Source organism: Nonomuraea sp. NPDC049607 (assembly GCF_040675375.1).
GTDB lineage: Bacteria > Actinomycetota > Actinomycetes > Streptosporangiales > Streptosporangiaceae > Nonomuraea.
In genome coordinates this window covers 342,688-359,798 of record NZ_JBFAOV010000003.1, presented here as the reverse complement: position 1 = coordinate 359,798, position 17,111 = coordinate 342,688, and the positions used below count along the sequence as shown (strand labels likewise).

Sequence of the window (17,111 nt, the reverse complement as noted above, 5' to 3'; positions counted from 1 at the left end):
CTATTCCCCCCGCGACCGCACGATCAGGTCGGCCAGCAGCGCCACCGAGCCGATCAGCAGGCCCGACAGGAAGATCATGACCGTGTTGGCCGGGAAGTAGAACGGCTGCCGGATCATGTCCCAGACGCCCTTCACCATGCCGATCGCCACCAGCCAGAGCGCGGGCGGCATGAGCACCTTGAGCGGGTTGAAGTACATGATCATCCGCAGCACCTGCAGGATGTAGCGGTAGGCGTCGGAGACGAAGCTGAACTTCGACTTGCCGGCCCGCTTGGCGTACTCGATGGGCAGGTAGTAGACGTCGTGCTGGTTCGACAGGAACGACAGCGTGATCGTCGTGACGCACGAGAACCCGGGCGGCAGCAGCCGCAGGTACGGCCGGGCCACCGACTTGCGGAAGGCGCGCAGGCCCGAGTTGAGGTCGGGGATCTTCTGCCCGGCGAGCTTCTCGGCCACCTTGCGGATCACCCACTTGGCCGGCACCCGCAGGATCTTGTGCGACCCCTCCTCGCTGGTGCGCGCGCCGACGACCTGGTCGACCGTCTGGTCCTTCTCCAGGATCTGCACCAGCTCGGGGATGCGCTCGTTGGGGTAGGTCATGTCGGCGTCGGTCCAGACGACGATCTCGCCCTTGGCCTCCTGCGTGCCGATCCGGCGCACGGTGCCGGAGCCGCCGTTGCGGTGGAAGGCGCGGATGCGCAGGTGGGGATAGTCGGGCGCGGCCTCCTTGAGCCGGGCCAGGGTCTGGTCGGTCGAGCAGTCGTCGACGGCGACCAGCTCGTAGGTGTAGCCGCTGGAGTCCATCGCCCGCGTGATGCGCTCGACCTCGTCGATGACGTGGTCCTGCTCGTTGTAGCAGGGCAGGACGATCGTGACGTACGGCGCTTCTTCCACGGCAGGTCCACTCTTGGGGGTCTCAAGCGTGCTCACGGGGGTCGAGGGTACTCTGCCCCGCTGGAAGCCGAGTCCACATCGACGGGCTTCAGACTCACTTGATCAGCTGCGACCATCCTACGCCGGGCATCCTGAGCATCTCCTGACCGACGGCCTTGGCCCTCGCCGGGTCGTCGAACCGTACGTACAGCACCTCGGAGACGGCGTCGAGCGTGAGAGCCGGCACGTCGCCCTGGTAGAGCCGGGAAAGGCGCAGGCCGAACGGCTTGTCCTGAAGGAACACCTCGTCCACGCCGTCCAGCTCGCGCAGCCGCGCCACGACCGCGTCGCGCTGGGCCTCGGTCGCCGCGGCCCGGCAGGCGGGGTACTGCCGCCGGCGGCTGCACATCACGACGCTCAGGTCGGCCTTGCCCTCCCAGAAACCGGGCATCCGGGGCATGACCAGGATGCCGGGCTCTCCGGCCAGCCGCCGCCGGACGGCGCCGTAGTCGGCCGGGCCGCGCAGCCCGGCCTCGATCTGTGGGGTCCAGCTCGCCTCGCGGGGCTTGGCCAGCCCCTCGTCGATGATCACCTTCTGGGCCCAGCGCCGCTCGATCTCGTCGGCGGGCACCAGCGTGGGCGCGACCGCCTCGGGAATCTGCCGGACCAGCGCCAGCACCCGCTCGGCGGTCCCCTCCGGGCAGCCCTGGGTCCCCTCGGTGCACAGCGTGACGGTGAAGCCGTCCACGACGGGCAGCGCGCCGACGGGAGGAGGTGAGGGCAGGAGCGAGCGCCGGTACAGGAACCAGCCGCCCCCGCCGAGCGCCGCCACCACCAGGACGGCCGTCACGATCATCGCCGCCGTCCTCTGGTGGGCTCTGATCCAGGGCCGTAACCAGGGCTCCCGGTCGTCGCCGAACGACAGCTCGTCGGTGTCAGACATGTCCAGAACTATCGCGATCTTCCCGGACCGGGGTCAACCCACCGCCATCCACACGTTCACCCGCAGAGACCACGTGCCGTTGGGCGGATCCACGAGCGAGCGCTCGTCCTGGCGGGTCACCAGGCCCATGATCTGGCGCGGGGTTCCGTAGGGGGCTACCTGGGCGGGGTCCGCGGCGAGCACGACAGGCACCCGGCCGGCCGCCCTGACCCGTTCGACGGCCGCCCGGACCGCCGGCTCCTCCGCCAGGTCCTGCGTCGGGGGCCGTGTCACCTGCGCCGCCGGACGGCCGCACATCCCGCGGACGAGCTGGGTGAACCGGTCGCCGGTCACCCGCTCGACGAACAACACCGACGCCTCGGGCGGGATCGCCGCGCACATCGTCCGGACCGCCGCCGCCTCCCCCCGCTCGACCGGCGTGAACGCGGTGCCGATCGAGGTCACCACCGGCGGCGCGAGCACCAGCAGCACCCCCGCGACCGTCGCCCACCGCCGTACCGGCTCGCGCGGCCACGACCGCTCACGCAACCAGCCCAGCGCCCACACCGCCAGCACGATCAGCCCGGGGATCACGACCGGGACCAGCCGCCGCGAGGCCCACGGCTGGTCGGGGGTGATCTCGGGGCGCAGCAGCGTGGTGACCGTCGTCCAGCCGATCACCGCCAGCGGCAGCAGCCAGACGAACGGCCTGCCGTCGCGCAGCAGCCTGCGCAGCAGCACGGCCGCCGCCACCGTGGCCAGGACGACGGCCGGGATGCCGATGTACCAGGTGACCCAGTGGAGTGAGTACTCGAAGTACAGCCGCTCCGGCTGGATGGGCAGGCCGTTGGCCTGCTGGGTCTGGGCGATGAACTCGGCCGTGCGGGCGTCGTCGACGTTCGTGGCCTTCCTGGTCACGGTCTGGAACCAGGGACGGGCGTACAGGGCGGCCATGACCAGCACGACCAGCGCGGCCCCCGCCGTCGGCAGCCACCGCGGCGGCCGGATCCTGGCCAGGACGGGCGCGGCCGCCACACCGATCGGAGTGAGCACGAGCACGACCGCGCAGATGACCAGCAACGGCCGGACGGAACCCGACAGATACTCCAGGTACGGCCGGGCCAGCGCGTACGCCGCCACCAGCCCCAGCCCCGCCCCCGCCACCAGCCCGGCCAGCAGCGGCATCCCCACCGCCCCCTGCGGCCTGCCCGACCGCCGCATCGCGATCAGCAGCCCCGCGTACGCCAGCACCGGCAGCACGTCGCGCAGCCCGTCGACCCTGACCAGCACGGCCAGCCCCAGCACCAGCCCGGCCGGCAGCCCCTGCCGCCAGCCGGGCCGCTCGGCCTCGATCGCGTCCTGCGCCAGCGCCAGGCCGCCGAACAGCAGGATCAGCGACGGGATCTCGCTGAACGTCGTGCGCGAGGTGTAGAGGATCGGCAGGCTCACCGCGAACGCCGCCGCCGCGAGCACCGCCCACCGCCCGCCGGCCAGCCGCGCCGCCACCCCGGCCACCGTCAGCACGGCCAGCGCCCCCAGCACGGCCGGCACCGCGAACGGCGCCCCCAGCCAGTCGCCGATCGCGAACAACATCGGCGGCCCCGGCATGAACTGCGGCACCACGCCGCCGTCCACCGGGTAGGTGCCGACGCTGTGGAAGTACAAGGAAGGGTCGTGGCCGCCGAACGCCGCGGCCTGGTCGGGGATCGGCAGCGAGCCGTGCCCGGCGATCCAGGCCGCGTACTGGGCGTAGGTCGCCGGGTCGCGCCGGACGAGGAGCTGCTCGGAGTGCATGACGACGTTGAACACGCCCGACCCGGCGGCCACCGCCAGGACCCCGGCCACCTGCCACGGCGTGGCCTGGACGCCCTGGCCCGCGCCACGCGCCCCGCGCCGGACGCCGCGCGTGCCCGCCCAGCACAACAGCGCCGCCGCGGTCACCCCGAGCAGCAGCGCGGGCAGCGGCGCGAACCGGCCGGCCAGCAACAGCGGCAGGCCCACGAGCAGCCAGCCCGCCACGGCGAGCGCGGGCGACACCGACAGCGCGGCCAGTACACGGCCCGATCGATCACGTTCCATCGGTGAGCGAGCGTATCCAACGCCGGAGTCACGGCGTCCACGGAAACGCGGGTAGCGTACGCGAGGTGCAGGAGGAGCGGGATGACGCGCAGGTGAAGCCGGGGCCGGGTGCGGGAGCCCCGGCCCGGGACGTCGCGCCCCTCGGCCGACGGCGGCCCACCTCGGACGTCGAGAAGCCCGGTCGGCGGCGGATCGTCGCTCGCGTCAAGGAGCCCGGCTGGTGGCGGATCGTCTTCCGCGTCAGGGAGCCCGGCTGGTGGCGGCGGCACGGCTGGTTCGCGGGCGTGCTGGCGGTCGGCGCGGCGCTGCGCGCGCTCGCCATGCTCGGCTACCGCCCGGCCCTGTGGTTCCCCGACTCCTACACCTACATCGTCACCGTCTTCCACCCACGCCCCGACCTGGTGCGCCCGGCGGGCTACTCGATGTTCCTGAAGCTCCTGCAACCGTTCCACGGCTTCTGGGCGGTCACCGCCGCGCAACACCTGCTCGGCCTGGCCACCGGCGTCATCGTCTACGTGGCCGCGCGCCGGGCCCCCCGCTGGGCGCGCACGCTCGCGGCCGTCCCCGTGCTGCTGGACGCGTACCAGGTCGAGCTGGAGCACCTGCTGGTCTCCGACACGCTGTTCCTGTTCCTGATCGTGGCCGCCGTGGCGCTGAGTCTGACCGAGAGGCCCTCCACCGTCGCCACCATCGGCCTGCTGCTGGCCGCCGCCACCCTGACCAGGACCGTCGGCCAGCCGCTCATCGTTGTCCTGGCCGCGTGGTTCGTGCTGCGCAGGCGCGTGGGCCTGGCCGGGGTGCTGCTCGCCGCCGCGCTGGTCCCGGTGGTCGCCTACGGCGCCTGGTTCTACGTCGCCAACCACCGCGTCGGTCTGGTGGGCGCGAACGGCGTCTTCCTCTACGCCCGCACGATGTCCTTCGCCGACTGCGCCAAGATGGACCCGCCGGCCGACCTGCGGGTCCTGTGCGACCCGCGTCCGCCGGAGCTGCGCCCGCCGTCGCAGGAGTACATCTGGAGCAAGGACTCGCCGCTGGTGAAGCTGCCGGGGATCACGTTCTCGAAGGCGAACGACGACCTGGCCTCCAGGTTCGCGACCCTGGCCGTCACCAGCCAGCCGCTCGACTACGCCGGCTCGGTGCTGTCCGAGCTGGGCCGCACGTTCGCGTGGGGACGTCCGGTCTATCCCGACGCGGAGATCTACGCCTACTACGAGTTCCCGGTGACCCCACCTGGACCACCTGGCCGCTATCCCGCGCAGGTCGGCGCCGACTATGCCAAGCTCTACGAGCAGGGTGCGATCGGTACGGAGATCGTCGAGCCCTACGCAGGATGGCTGCGGGGCTACCAGAGCGTGGTGCGCCTGCCCGGCCCGGTGCTGCTGGTGCTCCTGCTCGCGCCGCCCGTCGCGGCCGCCGTGCGCAGGGCGCGGGGCCTGCGTCACGCCGGTCCGCCGGCGTGGCTGGTGCCCTGGTCGGCAGCCGTTGTGCTACTCGTCACACCACCCGCCGTGGCCGAGTTCGACTACCGGTACGTGCTCCCGGCCGCGCCTCTGGCCTGCCTGGCGGGGGCCCTGAGCGTCCGGCCTGACCTGCGGAGACGGTCAGAAAGCGGGAAAGACTTTGGCAATGATATTCCACGAAATGTCCGGCTCTGAGTATGCTGTGCCGCGGAAACATCACGCCCGGGTCACGGTCGTTTCCGGCGGTCATGGCACCGGGCACGCCGTACGTGACCTAATCTCGTGGCGCGGAGCGACCAAGCCGTCGCGTTGGCGCAAGGAACGAGGCTGGGGGGCGTATGAGTGACTACAGGAGCGCGTCCGTTCAGGACGCCAGAGTCGCCTCCAGCGCTCCGGGCAGCCGGATGGCGCGACGGGCGGCGGGCTCCCCGCCTTCTCCGCCCGACGACCGGCCCGCACGCGGCCACCGCGGCGACGGCGACGGCGGCGGGCAGGGCAAGATGCGGGTGCTGGCCTGGGTCAGCATCGCCGTCACCACGGTCATGGTCGCCGGCGCGCTGACCGGCTACACCGTCTACCGCGACGCCTTCGGCAACATCACCCAGAAGAGCGTCAAAGAGGACATCATCAACCCGCGTCCGCGTGACACGGGCGCGCTCAACGTGCTGCTCGTCGGCTCCGACACCCGCGCGGGCAAGGGCAACGCCCGATACGGCCAGCAGATCGCCAGGACGGCCGACGCCGGCGGCAAGCGCACCGACACGATCATCGTCATGCACATCTCCCCCAACCGGGACAAGGCGCGCCTGATCAGCTTCCCGCGCGACTCGATGGTGCAGATCCCGAAGTGCAAGAACGAGACCACCAAGGCCGAGATGCCGCCCCGCCGGGACATGATCAACTCGGCGTACAACTCCGGCGGCATCGCGTGCACGATCTCCACGATCGAGACGCTCACCCAGATCCGCATCAACCACTTCGTCGAGGTCGACTTCAGCGGCTTCAAGAACATCGTCGACGCCCTCGGCGGCATCGAGATCTGCCTCAAGTCCGGCGTCAACGACAAGGCGTCCCATCTCGTCCTGCCTCCGGGCAAGAGCCTGCTCAACGGCGAGAAGGCGCTCGGTTACGTACGCCTGCGCCACTACGGCGACGGCAGCGACATCCAGCGCATCAAGCGCCAGCAGATCTTCCTGAGCAAGGTCATCGCCAAGGCCACGAGCAGCGAGCTGCTCACCGACATCGGCAAGCTGACCGGATTCATCAAGGCGGCGGCGGGCTCGGTCACCATGGACCCCGAGCTGGCCAACGACACCCAGCAGCTCATCGACATCGCCACCAGCGCCAAGGAGCTGACCGCGGGCGGCGTGCAGCTCACCACGATCCCGTGGCTGCCCGACCCACAGGACCCCAACCGGGTGGTCTGGAAGGAGCCCGACGCCTCCGCGCTGTGGGCCTCGGTCATCAGCGACACCGATCTGCCCAGCCCGTCCCCGAGCGCCGGCGCGACCACCAAGCCCAAGGTCACCCCGAAGCCCGAGCAGGTCAAGGTCCAGGTGCTCAACGGCACCACCACGCCGGGCAAGGCCCGCCTGGTGGCCGACGAGCTGGCCAAGCAGGGCTTCAACGTCGTCGGCGTGGGCAACTACCAGGCCGCCGACGGCGCGAGCCTGCCGGCCAGCGAGATCCACTACGCCAAGGGCGCCGCCACCGGCGCCGACTACGCGGCCGTGCTGTCCGGTGCGGTGCTGCCCAAGCCGGCCCCCACCGCGGGCAAGGTCACCGCGACCAACCCGCAGCCCTACACCTCCGGCCTTTCCGCCGGAACCGGCGGAAAGGGCGCTCCGGTGCTCCAGCTCGTCGTGGGCTCGGACTTCAAGTCGGTCAAGGTGACCAAGCTTCCTGACAGCGTGAACAACAGCACGATCACTGCCTCCGACCAGAAGAACGTGTGCACCTGAGGCTCCAAGTTCCCTGTGGAACCGGACGTCTGGTGAGACAGGGACCACTAGATCGAGATAATGTTTGCGGGTCGGCGACGCAGCGCGACACAGCCGCGGTTAAGGCGGTTGTAAGTATGAAATGTCAGAATTGCGTCGTGCACCCCGGCCCCTAGCGAAGCTGAGCTCCCCAGTGTCTGACACAAAGTTCTCCCCACCGGTCACGACCCCGCGGAGCCCTGACGGCCCCGGCGAGGAAGGCGGGCCGGCGAACACTGGAGCTCGCTGGCCCCTGCCCCAGGAGCCCGTCTGGGGCAACCAGACCGACCCCCACGGCATCGCGACGGCCGAGCGTCCCGCCGAGCAGCAGGAGCCCGCCGAGGAACCCGAGCCGCCCAAGCGCCGGCGCGACCCCTACCTCGACAACGTCAAGTTCATCCTGATCGCGCTCGTGCCGCTGGGCCACTCGCTGGTGCCCACGCTCGCGGCCCATTCCTCCAGAGCGCTCTACATCTACATCTACATGTTCCACATGCCGCTGTTCGTGTTGATCAGTGGCTACCTGTCCAGGAACTTCTGGAACTCGAACGCGAAGACGAACAAGCTCGTCGACACGTTCGTCGTGCCGTACGTGATCGTGGAGATCGGCTACGCCGCCGTCCGCGCCGGGCTCGGCCAGAAGTGGAGCCTCACGATCATCGATCCGGCGTGGCTCAACTGGTACCTGCTGGCGCTGCTGTTCTGGCGGTTGTCCACACCGGTGTGGAAGCGGATGAAGCACCCGGTCCCGGTCGCCATCGTGATCTACATGTTCGCCGGGTTCTCGCAGATCACCGGCGACTTCAGCATGGACCGCTTCTTCGGCCTGCTGCCGTTCTTCGTGATCGGCCTGGTGATGCAGCCCGAGCACTTCGAGATGCTCAACAAGTTCTGGATCAAGATCGCGTCGGGCGTCACGCTGCTGTGCGCGGCGGCCGTGGCCATCGTCATCGCGCCCAAGGCGCCGCTCGCCCCGTTCTACTTCAAGAACAGCTTCCAGGACATGGACCTGTCCTGGTGGATGGGCCTGCTGCTCAAGGCCGGGCTGCTGGTCTGCGCACTTGCGATGAGCTTCGCCGTGCTGGCGCTGGTGCCGCGCGGCGAGACCTGGTACTCCGACCTCGGCACCCGCACGCTCTACTGCTACCTGCTCCACGGCATCCCGGTGCTGATCGCCAAGGACCAGGGCTGGCTGGCCCTGCCGTGGCTGCACGGGCCGCTCGGGGTGCTCGCCATCGCGTGCAGCTCGTTCGCGCTGGCGATCGTGTTGTGCCTGCCGGAGACGCGCACGGTCTTCAAATGGGTGCTCGAACCTCGCCTGACCTGGCTCTATCGCCGCCCCTCTGGAAGTTAAGCGGCACTTCTACCTGAGTTAACGCCTTTGACCTGGTAGACGCGGAGCATCGACACATGCGCGCATGTGTCGCCACCACCGTCCATCATCCCGAGGACGCCCGGATCATGCACCGGCAGATCAGGGCGCTGCTCGACGCGGGCCACGAGGTGACCTACGTCGCGCCGTTCACCTATTACAACGTGACCCCGGCCGTCGGGCTCACGGCCGTCGACGTCGCCCGGCAGGCGCCGTACGGGAAGGCCCGCGCGGCGCTGAGACGCGGCGTGCGGGACGCCGACCTGCTGATCGTGCATGATCACCGGCTGCTGCGCGCGCTGCCCCACCGGCGCCCTCCGGTCGTCTGGGACGTCCGCGAGGACGTCTCCCCCAGGCGGCGGGCACGCGCCGAGAGGCGGCACCACGTGATCACCTCCGCCGTGGTGCCCGAAGCGACCCTGGTGTCGCCCAGCCCGCCTCCTCCCGGCGACACCAGGGTCGTGCACATCGGCCGCCTGGCGGCCGACCGCGGCGTGGCCGAGCTGATCGCCCTGGCCGAACGCCTGGCGCCGCACGGCGTCCGGATGGACCTCATCGGCGGCGCCGACCGCGACGTGCGCCCGCTGCTGCGCGACGCCCAGCGCGTCGGCCTGCTCGACTGGTTCGGGTACGTGCCCAACCGGCACGCCCTGCGCATGTCCGAGGGCGCTCTGGCCGGGCTGTCCCTGGCCGGCGACGCCGTGACCGAGCCGCCGACGAAGATCCTCGACTACATGGGCCGCGGCCTGCCGGTGATCGCCACCCCGCAGGCCGCCCCGCTGGTCAGGGGCACCGGCTGCGGCCTGGTCGTGCCCCTGGACGTGGACGCGCTGCTGGACGCCGTACTGGACCTCAAGGAGGACCCCGTGCGGCGGGCCGACCTGGGGGCGCTCGGGCACGCCGAGGCCCGGCTGCGCCACCACTGGCCCGACCGGGCCGCGGACTTCGTCAAGCTGGCCGAGTCGTGGGCGGCCCTGCCCGAACACGCGCTGGCGGTGTAGGAATGGCCAGCGGGCGCCGGGGTTGATGTACTGGACCCATGGCATCGCATCTGATCCAGGGCCGGACGGTGGGCATGCCTGTGCGAGTGGAGGACGCCGAGGTCTGCAGCGCCTTCTACGCGGTGCGGGCCGACGCGGCGCGGGCGGTGATCGCCTACTCCGGCCTCGACGTGGCCGAGGTGTTGCCCGGCAAGGCCGTGTGCGTGCTGCTGTTCGTCGACTACCGCAGGGGCGACCTCGACGCCTACCACGAGTTCGGGATGGCCTTCCTGATCCGGCGGCCGGGGACGGCGGGCAAGATCGGGCTCGGCGACCTGCGCGGCGCGGGCGTCTTCGTCCACTGGCTGCCCGTCGACCAGCGGTTCACGCTGGAGGCGGGGCGGACGATCTGGGGCTTCCCCAAGGAGCTGGCCGACATCGAGCTGCGGCTCGGGTCGCCGTACAAGCGGTGTGTGCTGCGCAAGGACGGCAGGCTCGTGCTCGACCTGCTGATCAGGCCCGGGGTGCCGGCGCCGGCCGCCATGGCGCCGCTCGACGCCTTCACCCATCTGGAGGGCGTCACCCGGCGCATCCCGTGGTCCGTACGCGCCGAGGGCGCCCGCGTGCGGCCGGGCGGCGCGCTGATCCGCCTGGGCAACCACCCGATCGCCAAGGAACTCAGCGAGCTGGGGCTGCCCAAGCGGGCGCTGTTCGCCTCGACCGTCTCCCGGGCCTCGATGACCTTCGGCGAGGCGGAGGCGGTCTAGACGATCGGCGGACGGCCGAGCTTGACCATGCGCCAGGCGGTGCGCCAGGCCATGGCACGCCGCTCGCCCGCGGGCGTGCGCAACCCCTCGAAGAAGCCGGAGAACCACGCCTTGATCGCGACCCCCGAACGGCGCTCGCGGATCAGGGTGAGCACCACCCAGTTGGTCAGATAGAGGAACGCCAGCGGCCACGGCAGGTTACGACGGGCCAGCCAGACGCGGTTACGGGCGTTGAGCCGGTAGAACTGCGCATGGCGGGTCGGCGGGACCTGCGGGTGGTACATGACGGTCTCGGCGTCGTACTCGATCCGGTAGCCCTCGCCCAGCAGGCGCCAGGCCAGGTCGGTCTCCTCGTGCGCGTAGAAGAACTTCTCCGGCAGGCCGCCGACCTGGAGGAAGGCCGAACGCCGCACGGCCGAGGCGCCGCCCAGGAACGTGGTGACCGGCGAGGAGCGCTGCGGGTCGCCCGCACGCAGCCGGGGCACGTGCCGCCGCTGGCCGACGCCGCCCTCGGGGTCCATCACCCGGAAGGAGATCACCGCGAGGTCGGGCTCGGTGGCGAACCGGTCGCGCACGTGGGCGACGACCTTCTGGTTGGCGTACCAGCCGTCGTCGTCGAGGAACAGCACGACGTCGCCGGAGCACTCCTCGACGCCGCGGTTACGGCCGGCGGGAATGCCGGTGTTGTGGTCGAGCCGGATCGTCTTCACGACCGCGGCCGAGCCCTCGGGTGGCGTCGCCGGCACCTGGGGCACGTCGGCGCCGTTGCCCACAATCACCACTTCGACGTCGCCGTCGATCTGGTTGAGCGCGGACTCGACGGCCCGGTTCAGCTCCGCGACCCGGTTGCCCATGGTGAGGATGACGCACGAAATCTTCAACGGGTCATCGTCCTGACGCGTTGAGGACACGAGCGGAGCATACTTTCATGATCACCGAGTCTGCTGGTCTGCATCTTGTTGACAATGGTGGAGCTAAGCGTATCGGAACCGATGGTGAACCCCCACCGAACAGCGAACGTCCGATCAATACGACGGACGGGAAGCTCCTCCGGTTCCGACATGAGATCACCCAAGCCGCCTCGACGCCATAATGCTGATCAGATGGAGCACGGTCTGCAGCGCGGCGGCGATCACGCAGGCCACGATGAGCACGCGGGAGGCCCCGAGCGTGCCGGTCGCCAGGTCGATCACCGCGGCCGCCACCGCGAGCAGGGACAGCTCGATCGGCTGCATGATCCGATGGAACTTCGTCGCCGCCAGGATTCTCCTGCCCAGACCGAGCAGCCCTGAACGGAACTGCACCGCCGACGCCTCGGAGGAGGCGCCCAGCCCGCCCTTGGCCCGCGCCACCTCCACCAGGTCGGTCTCGGCCTTGATGAGGATCGCGCCGAGCGCGGCGGCGAAGCCGAGCACGGTGTACCAGTCGGGCAGGACGGCCGAGGCCCGCCAGCCGAGCCCGGCCAGCACGGCGGCCTCGGTGAAGTAGGCCCCGACGCGGTCGAGGTAGACCCCGGCCAGCGACGTCTTGCCCGTCCAGCGGGCCAGCTCGCCGTCGGAGCAGTCGAGCAGCAGGTAGACCTGGACCAGCAGGGCGGCCAGCACGGCCGCCCACAGCCCCGGCAGGGCCAGCACGAAGCCCGCCGCGACCCCGGCGACCGTCATCACCCAGGTGAGCTGGTTGGGCGTGACCGACGTCTTGCTCGTCAGCCAGGTGACGTAGATGGACAGGCGGCGCATGTAGAGCACGCCCGCCCAGTGTTCGCCGTTCCTGCGGTCGAGATGGCCCTCTGGCTGGGCGACCCGCCGCAGCTCAGCTACCGAAGGCCCGGACATAGTCCCCCACCCGATCGCGGATCTCGGAGTCCTGCATGCGCAGGTGCTCCAGGATCGTGTAACGGCCGGGACGGGTCGACGGCGCCAGCGCGATGACCTCGGCGAACTGCTCGCCGGTCAGCCCGATGTCGGCGGGCACGACCGGGAGCTCGTGCCGGCGCAGGCAGTCGACCACCTGGGTCACCCTGGCGGCGTCCTCCCGCAGGAAGAAGCAGAAGGCGGCACCGATGCCGGCGAGCTCGCCGTGGTTGGAGGTGCCGGGGAAGAGCTGATCCACGGCATGAAGGATCTCATGATCTCCACCGCTCGCGGGCCGCGACGACCCCGCGACGACCATCGACATGCCGGAAAGGATGAGCGACTCGGCCAGGACGGTCAGGAACGCGTCGGACTCGATGCCGTCGCTCCGGCCGACCAGCGCCTCGGCGGCGGTGCGGGACATCGAGCAGGCCAGGCCGTCGATGGGCTCGCCGCGCTCGACGCTGCCGAGCTGCCAGTCCTCGATCGCCGACAGGTTGCTGACGACGTCGCCGATGCCGGCCCTGACCAGCGACTTGGGTGCGTTGTGCACGAAGTCGAGGTCGACCAGGATGGCCAGCGGCATCGGCACGCCGAACGTGCCCTTGCCGCCCTCGTACACCAGGGAGGCGGTGGGCGAGCAGATGCCGTCGTGGGAGAGGTTGGTGGCCACGGCCACCATCGGGATGCCCGCGAGCGAGGCGGCGTACTTGGTCGCGTCGATCGTCTTGCCGCCGCCGACCCCGACGACGACCTCGTAGGCGCCCTTGCGCAGGTCGGCGCCGAGCGAGACGGCCGCCTCGACCGACCCGTCGCTCACCCTGAACACCTCGGCCTCGCCGAGCGTGGGCGCGATCAGGCTCTCGATGTGATCGCCCTGGCCGGGCCCGACCGCCACGGCCACGCGGCCGGAGGTCGCCACACGGCTGTCGGCCAGCAGGGCGCCGAGCTCTGCGACGGCGCCGCGCCTGACCTCCATGGTCAGGGGCGCCGGCAGCATCCTCGCTAGAAGCGGCATGCGCGCTCCCTCTAGTAGCGAACGGCTATGGTGCGAGCCTTGGCCAGGTCGTCGTGGTTGTCCACCTCGACCCAGTCGACCTCGCCGATGGGCGCGACGTGGACGGCCTCGCCGCGCTCGACCATCTCCTGGTAACCGTCCTCGTAGTAGAGCTGGGGGTCGCGCTCGAACGTCGCCTTGAGCGCGTCGGCCAGCCGCTCGGCCGCGCCGGGCCTGATGAGCGTGGCGCCGATGTACTCGCCGTACGCCTCGGCCGGGTCCATCAGCTTGGTGATGCGGCGCAGCGAGCCCTCCGGGGAGAGGGTCACCTTCATCTCTTCGTCGGCCAGCTTCTTGACGTCGTCGACCGCGAGCAGCAGGTCGCTGGTCTCGGGGGCGGCCAGCAGCGTCTTCTCCACCGAGACGGGGTGGACGGTGTCGCCGTTGACCAGCAGCACGCCCTGGGCGAAGTAGTCGCGGGCGCACCAGAGGGAATAGGCGTTGTTCCACTCCTCGGCCTTGTCGTTGTGCACGAGGGTGAGCTTGACGCCGTGGCGCCGCTCCAGCTCCTCCTTGCGCTCGTGCACGGCCTGCGCCGCGTAACCGACGACGACCACGACCTCCCGCAGGTCCACCTCTGCCAGGTTGCGCAGCGAGATGTCCATGATCGTGGTTTCGCCGTCAACCGGCACGAGCGCCTTGGGCAGCGTGTCGGTGTACGGCCGCAGGCGTCGTCCGGCCCCGGCGGCCAGAACCATTCCCAGCAACGTGCACTCCTCGGTCGAGCATGACTACGTGTGCCCAAAGGTTAGTTGCCTTTGGCCCCTTCGCGGGTAATCCGGCGTTAGTCTTGCGTTCCCATCTCGCTCGCCTCGACGCCCGAGCGGGGCGCGGCCACCCAGCACGTGATGCTCTCCCAGCCGAACAGCGCCCACAGGTAGAGGGTCAGCAGCACGTACCCGGCGGTCATCCAGCCGGCCAGGGCGGCCAGCGAGACCGCCATCATCCGGCCGTCCCAGCCGAGGCCGAGCGTCGAGAGCCAGGGCGGCGGGTAGACGCGCTGGCGCAGCCGGTAGACCAGGTCGTAGTGGTGGAAGGCGAGCGCGCCGAGCAGCAGGAAGGTCAGCACGGGCGGCAGGCCGTGGGCGAAGCCGCAGGCGGCGATGAAGCTGTACTCGATGAGCCGCAGGATCGGCGGCACGAGCCAGTCGAAGCGGCCGTCGTGCGGGTGGGTGCTGCCCGGCCCGGCCAGCAGCAGCGTCACGGCGGGCGCGAACACCGCGAGCCCGTCGGAGCCGGCCACGCCGATCAGCAGCAGCACGCCCGTGACGAACGTGCCGGCGATCACCGGCGGCAGCGGCGGGAGCTGCCCGGCCACGAGCAGGCCCATCGCGCGCGAGAGCGGCCCGTCGTCGCGGTAGGCGACGACCTTGCTCTCTGGCACGGGGGTCATGTGCACGGAGATCACGCTGCCCACCTCGCAATCCGTCGGACGGCCGCCCCGCCGTGCCGGACGCCGCTCACCGGGCCGACCTCGCGACGCGCCCGGCGAGCTGGTAGAGGGCGGCGACCCCGCCCCAGCACAGCAGGGACACGAACGTCACCCTGGCGTTCCACACGGCGGCGGTGACGGCGATCAGCGCGGTCCGCTCGCCGATGGGCAGCACGACGATCTTCCTGAACCAGCGGGCGACCGAGTCGCCCTCGATCCGCTGGGCGAGCCCGAGCACCCCGTGGGCCTGCCGCGCGTCGCCCGGTTCCAGCAGCGACCGGGCCGGCCTGGCCCACAGCGCCCCGACGCGGCCCGCGTCGGCGACCGCCCCGGCGTAGGAGTAGTCGACGGAGTGCCGGACGACCTGCGCGATCATCGCGGCGGCCGCCAGGTACCAGATGGCGGTCCCGCCGTAGCCGAAGGCGAGCCCGACGTAGACCAGGTACTCCTTCAGCCGGTCGGCCATGCCGTCGGCCCAGGCGCCGAGCGGGGAGAACGCGCGGGTGTAGCGGGCGAGCTGCCCGTCGAGGCAGTCGAGCGCGAACGACATCAGGAACAGCACGCCCCCGGCCACCCGTCCGGGCTGGGTGCCGGCCGAGAACCAGACGGCGGCCAGCGCGGCCAGGCCGATCGAGACGCCGGTGACGGCGTTGGGGGTGAGCTTGAGCCGTACGGCCGGCTTGATCAGGTGGCGCGACCAGGTCGAGACGAAGAACGTGGCGAAGAAGCCGTCGTCCTCCTTGACCGAGGTGTCGAGCCTGACCCTGGCCTCGTCGACCTCGGCGAGCCTGGTCAGGGCGCTGTCGGCGGCGTTCTGGCCGGTCACGCGGTCGGCGTGCAGCGGGCCGATCGAGGCGGCGCGCACCCGTACGCCCGCTCTGACCAGGCCCACCAGCAGCAGGTCGACCGCCTCGACGGCGGTCACCGGGCCGAGCTTGCCGAGGTCGGCCAGCTCGGCCAGCTCCTCGGCGAGGTCGGCCAGGGACGCCAGGTCGGCCTCGCCGGTCTGGAGCACGCCCCTGAAGGTCGCGTTGGCCTCCGGGACGGTGTGGAACGAGCTGCCGGCCGCGACGATCCGGCCGGACTCGACGCGCACGGGCGGCCGCATCGGGGCGGCGGCGTCGTCGTGCGAGACGAGCGCCCCGGTGTCGTGCGCGGGATGTTCGAGCAGCAGCGCGAGCGCCTCGGTGTGGGCGACGAGGTCGGCGGGGAGCACCACGACCGTGCCCGAGGCGACCCGGGCGATCTTGGCCACGCCCCGCAGGTCGGCGCCGAGCCCGCCACCGGGGGTCACCACCTGGACGTCACGGACGGGAAGCACGGCGAACTGGTCGCTCAGCCGGTCGAGCAGCGTGCCGTCGGCGCAGGATAGCCGGCACGCCGGGGTCGTGGCGAGCAGCACCACCGAGGTGGTCGTGCCCTCGCGGATGAGTGAGTCGGGCAAAGCGCAGGTCTCCTCCCGGTAGGGAGTGCGTGGACTCAGCGTAGCGACAGGGGGGCGCGATATCACGGAACAGGACCGTTACGCTGCCGACATGGATGCAGCGCGGCGGTCGGTCGGAGTGCTCCTCGCGGGAGGCGTGGGGCAGCGGGTCGGACATGAGATACCCAAACAGCTCATCGAAGTAGCCGGGCGGACGATTCTGGAGCACTCGATCGCGGTGTTCGAGCAGGCGCCGGAGATCGACGAGATCGTGGTGCTGATGACGCCGGGCTTCACCGACCGGGTGAAGGAGATCGTGGCGAAGGGCGGCCACCGCAAGGTCACCCAGATCGTGGAGGGTGGCCGGAGCCGTACGGAGAGCACGTGGCGGGCGTTGCGCGCGCTGGGCACGCAGGAGTGCGACGTGCTGCTGCACGACGCCGTACGGCCCCTTCTGGAGCCGCGGATCATCACCGAGTGCGTGGCGGCGCTGCGTACCCACCGGGCCGTCAACGTGGCGATCCCGAGCTCCGACACGGTCCTGGTGGCCGTGCCGGGCCCCGACGGCGAGGTCATCGGCGAGGTCCTCGACCGGTCGCGGCTGCGCCGCAGCCAGACGCCGCAGTGTTTCCGGCTCTCGGTGATCCGCGAGGCGTACGAGCGGGCCATGGCCGACCCGGGTTTCGCCGCCCGCCCGGCCACCGACGACTGCGGCGTGGTGCTGCGCTACCTGCCCGAGGTGCCGATCCACCTGGTCCAGGGCAGCGAGCGCAACATCAAGGTCACCCATCCGGACGACCTGCGGATCGCCGAACAGCTCTTCGCGATCAAGGGGTCCATCTCCTGACGTGTCCGGGCATGTCGTAGACGTTCGCGTGGAAGGCCCTTGACCTGCGGGTTGTTACCGTGCGGTC

At 70.9% G+C, this 17,111-nt stretch carries 15 protein-coding genes; 6 read left to right on the top strand and 9 right to left on the bottom strand.

Annotated elements, in window-relative coordinates; translation table 11 throughout:
* The 3 genes from AB0J97_RS09005 to AB0J97_RS08995 are packed head-to-tail and all read right to left on the bottom strand — an operon-like array spanning window position 1 to window position 3,874.
* Window positions 1-930, bottom strand: a complete 930-nt coding sequence (locus AB0J97_RS09005) for a glycosyltransferase family 2 protein (protein ID WP_357702668.1) — start codon at window positions 928-930, stop codon at window positions 1-3.
* 58 nt (window positions 931-988) lie between these two features.
* A complete protein-coding gene (locus tag AB0J97_RS09000; protein ID WP_364086369.1) occupies window positions 989-1,816 on the bottom strand; it encodes a hypothetical protein in 828 nt (275 codons plus the stop codon).
* A 33-nt stretch (window positions 1,817-1,849) separates the two neighbouring features.
* Window positions 1,850-3,874, bottom strand: a complete 2,025-nt coding sequence (locus tag AB0J97_RS08995) for a glycosyltransferase family 39 protein (protein ID WP_364086367.1) — start codon at window positions 3,872-3,874, stop codon at window positions 1,850-1,852.
* A 65-nt stretch (window positions 3,875-3,939) separates the two neighbouring features.
* Between AB0J97_RS08995 and AB0J97_RS08990 the strand changes: the two genes are divergently transcribed.
* The 5 genes from AB0J97_RS08990 (at window position 3,940) to AB0J97_RS08970 (ending at window position 10,432) form a co-directional block, all read left to right on the top strand.
* Window positions 3,940-5,529, top strand: coding sequence for a hypothetical protein (locus AB0J97_RS08990; protein ID WP_364086365.1), 1,590 nt, complete (start codon window positions 3,940-3,942; stop codon window positions 5,527-5,529).
* Window positions 5,530-5,672: 143 nt separating this feature from the next.
* Window positions 5,673-7,295, top strand: a complete 1,623-nt coding sequence (locus tag AB0J97_RS08985; RefSeq protein ID WP_357702660.1) for an LCP family protein — start codon at window positions 5,673-5,675, stop codon at window positions 7,293-7,295.
* Window positions 7,296-7,467: 172 nt separating this feature from the next.
* On the top strand, window positions 7,468-8,667 hold the full coding sequence (locus AB0J97_RS08980) for an acyltransferase family protein (protein WP_357702658.1): 1,200 nt from the start codon (window positions 7,468-7,470) through the stop codon (window positions 8,665-8,667).
* Between the two features lie 56 nt (window positions 8,668-8,723).
* The gene (locus AB0J97_RS08975) at window positions 8,724-9,686 is read left to right on the top strand and encodes a glycosyltransferase (RefSeq protein WP_364086361.1); all 963 of its coding nucleotides are present in this window, start codon (window positions 8,724-8,726) and stop codon (window positions 9,684-9,686) included.
* Between the two features lie 38 nt (window positions 9,687-9,724).
* Window positions 9,725-10,432 carry an acetoacetate decarboxylase family protein gene (locus AB0J97_RS08970; protein ID WP_357702654.1) on the top strand — a complete coding sequence of 236 codons (708 nt, stop codon included), beginning with the start codon at window positions 9,725-9,727 and terminating at the stop codon, window positions 10,430-10,432.
* Here the strand turns inward: AB0J97_RS08970 and AB0J97_RS08965 are convergent.
* From AB0J97_RS08965 to AB0J97_RS08940, 6 genes are all read right to left on the bottom strand, one after another.
* Window positions 10,429-11,313: a glycosyltransferase gene (locus tag AB0J97_RS08965; RefSeq protein ID WP_357702652.1), complete on the bottom strand. Its 885-nt coding sequence runs from the start codon at window positions 11,311-11,313 to the stop codon at window positions 10,429-10,431. The two genes, AB0J97_RS08970 and AB0J97_RS08965, sit on opposite strands and share 4 nt — an antisense overlap.
* A 186-nt stretch (window positions 11,314-11,499) precedes the next feature.
* Window positions 11,500-12,267: a CDP-alcohol phosphatidyltransferase family protein gene (locus AB0J97_RS08960; RefSeq protein ID WP_357702650.1), complete on the bottom strand. Its 768-nt coding sequence runs from the start codon at window positions 12,265-12,267 to the stop codon at window positions 11,500-11,502.
* Complete coding sequence (locus AB0J97_RS08955) at window positions 12,245-13,285, bottom strand: iron-containing alcohol dehydrogenase family protein (RefSeq protein WP_357702733.1); 1,041 nt, start codon at window positions 13,283-13,285, stop codon at window positions 12,245-12,247. Before AB0J97_RS08955 ends, AB0J97_RS08960 begins: the two co-directional genes overlap by 23 nt.
* 29 nt (window positions 13,286-13,314) lie before the next feature.
* Window positions 13,315-14,049, bottom strand: coding sequence for a phosphocholine cytidylyltransferase family protein (locus AB0J97_RS08950; protein ID WP_364086357.1), 735 nt, complete (start codon window positions 14,047-14,049; stop codon window positions 13,315-13,317).
* 77 nt (window positions 14,050-14,126) lie between these two features.
* The gene (locus AB0J97_RS08945; protein WP_357702646.1) at window positions 14,127-14,750 is read right to left on the bottom strand and encodes a DUF5941 domain-containing protein; all 624 of its coding nucleotides are present in this window, start codon (window positions 14,748-14,750) and stop codon (window positions 14,127-14,129) included.
* Between the two features lie 52 nt (window positions 14,751-14,802).
* Window positions 14,803-16,218: a CDP-alcohol phosphatidyltransferase family protein gene (locus tag AB0J97_RS08940; RefSeq protein ID WP_364086355.1), complete on the bottom strand. Its 1,416-nt coding sequence runs from the start codon at window positions 16,216-16,218 to the stop codon at window positions 14,803-14,805.
* A gap of 91 nt (window positions 16,219-16,309) precedes the next feature.
* Between AB0J97_RS08940 and AB0J97_RS08935 the strand changes: the two genes are divergently transcribed.
* Window positions 16,310-17,044: an IspD/TarI family cytidylyltransferase gene (locus AB0J97_RS08935; protein ID WP_364086353.1), complete on the top strand. Its 735-nt coding sequence runs from the start codon at window positions 16,310-16,312 to the stop codon at window positions 17,042-17,044.
* The last annotated feature ends 67 nt before the right edge of the window (window positions 17,045-17,111 follow it).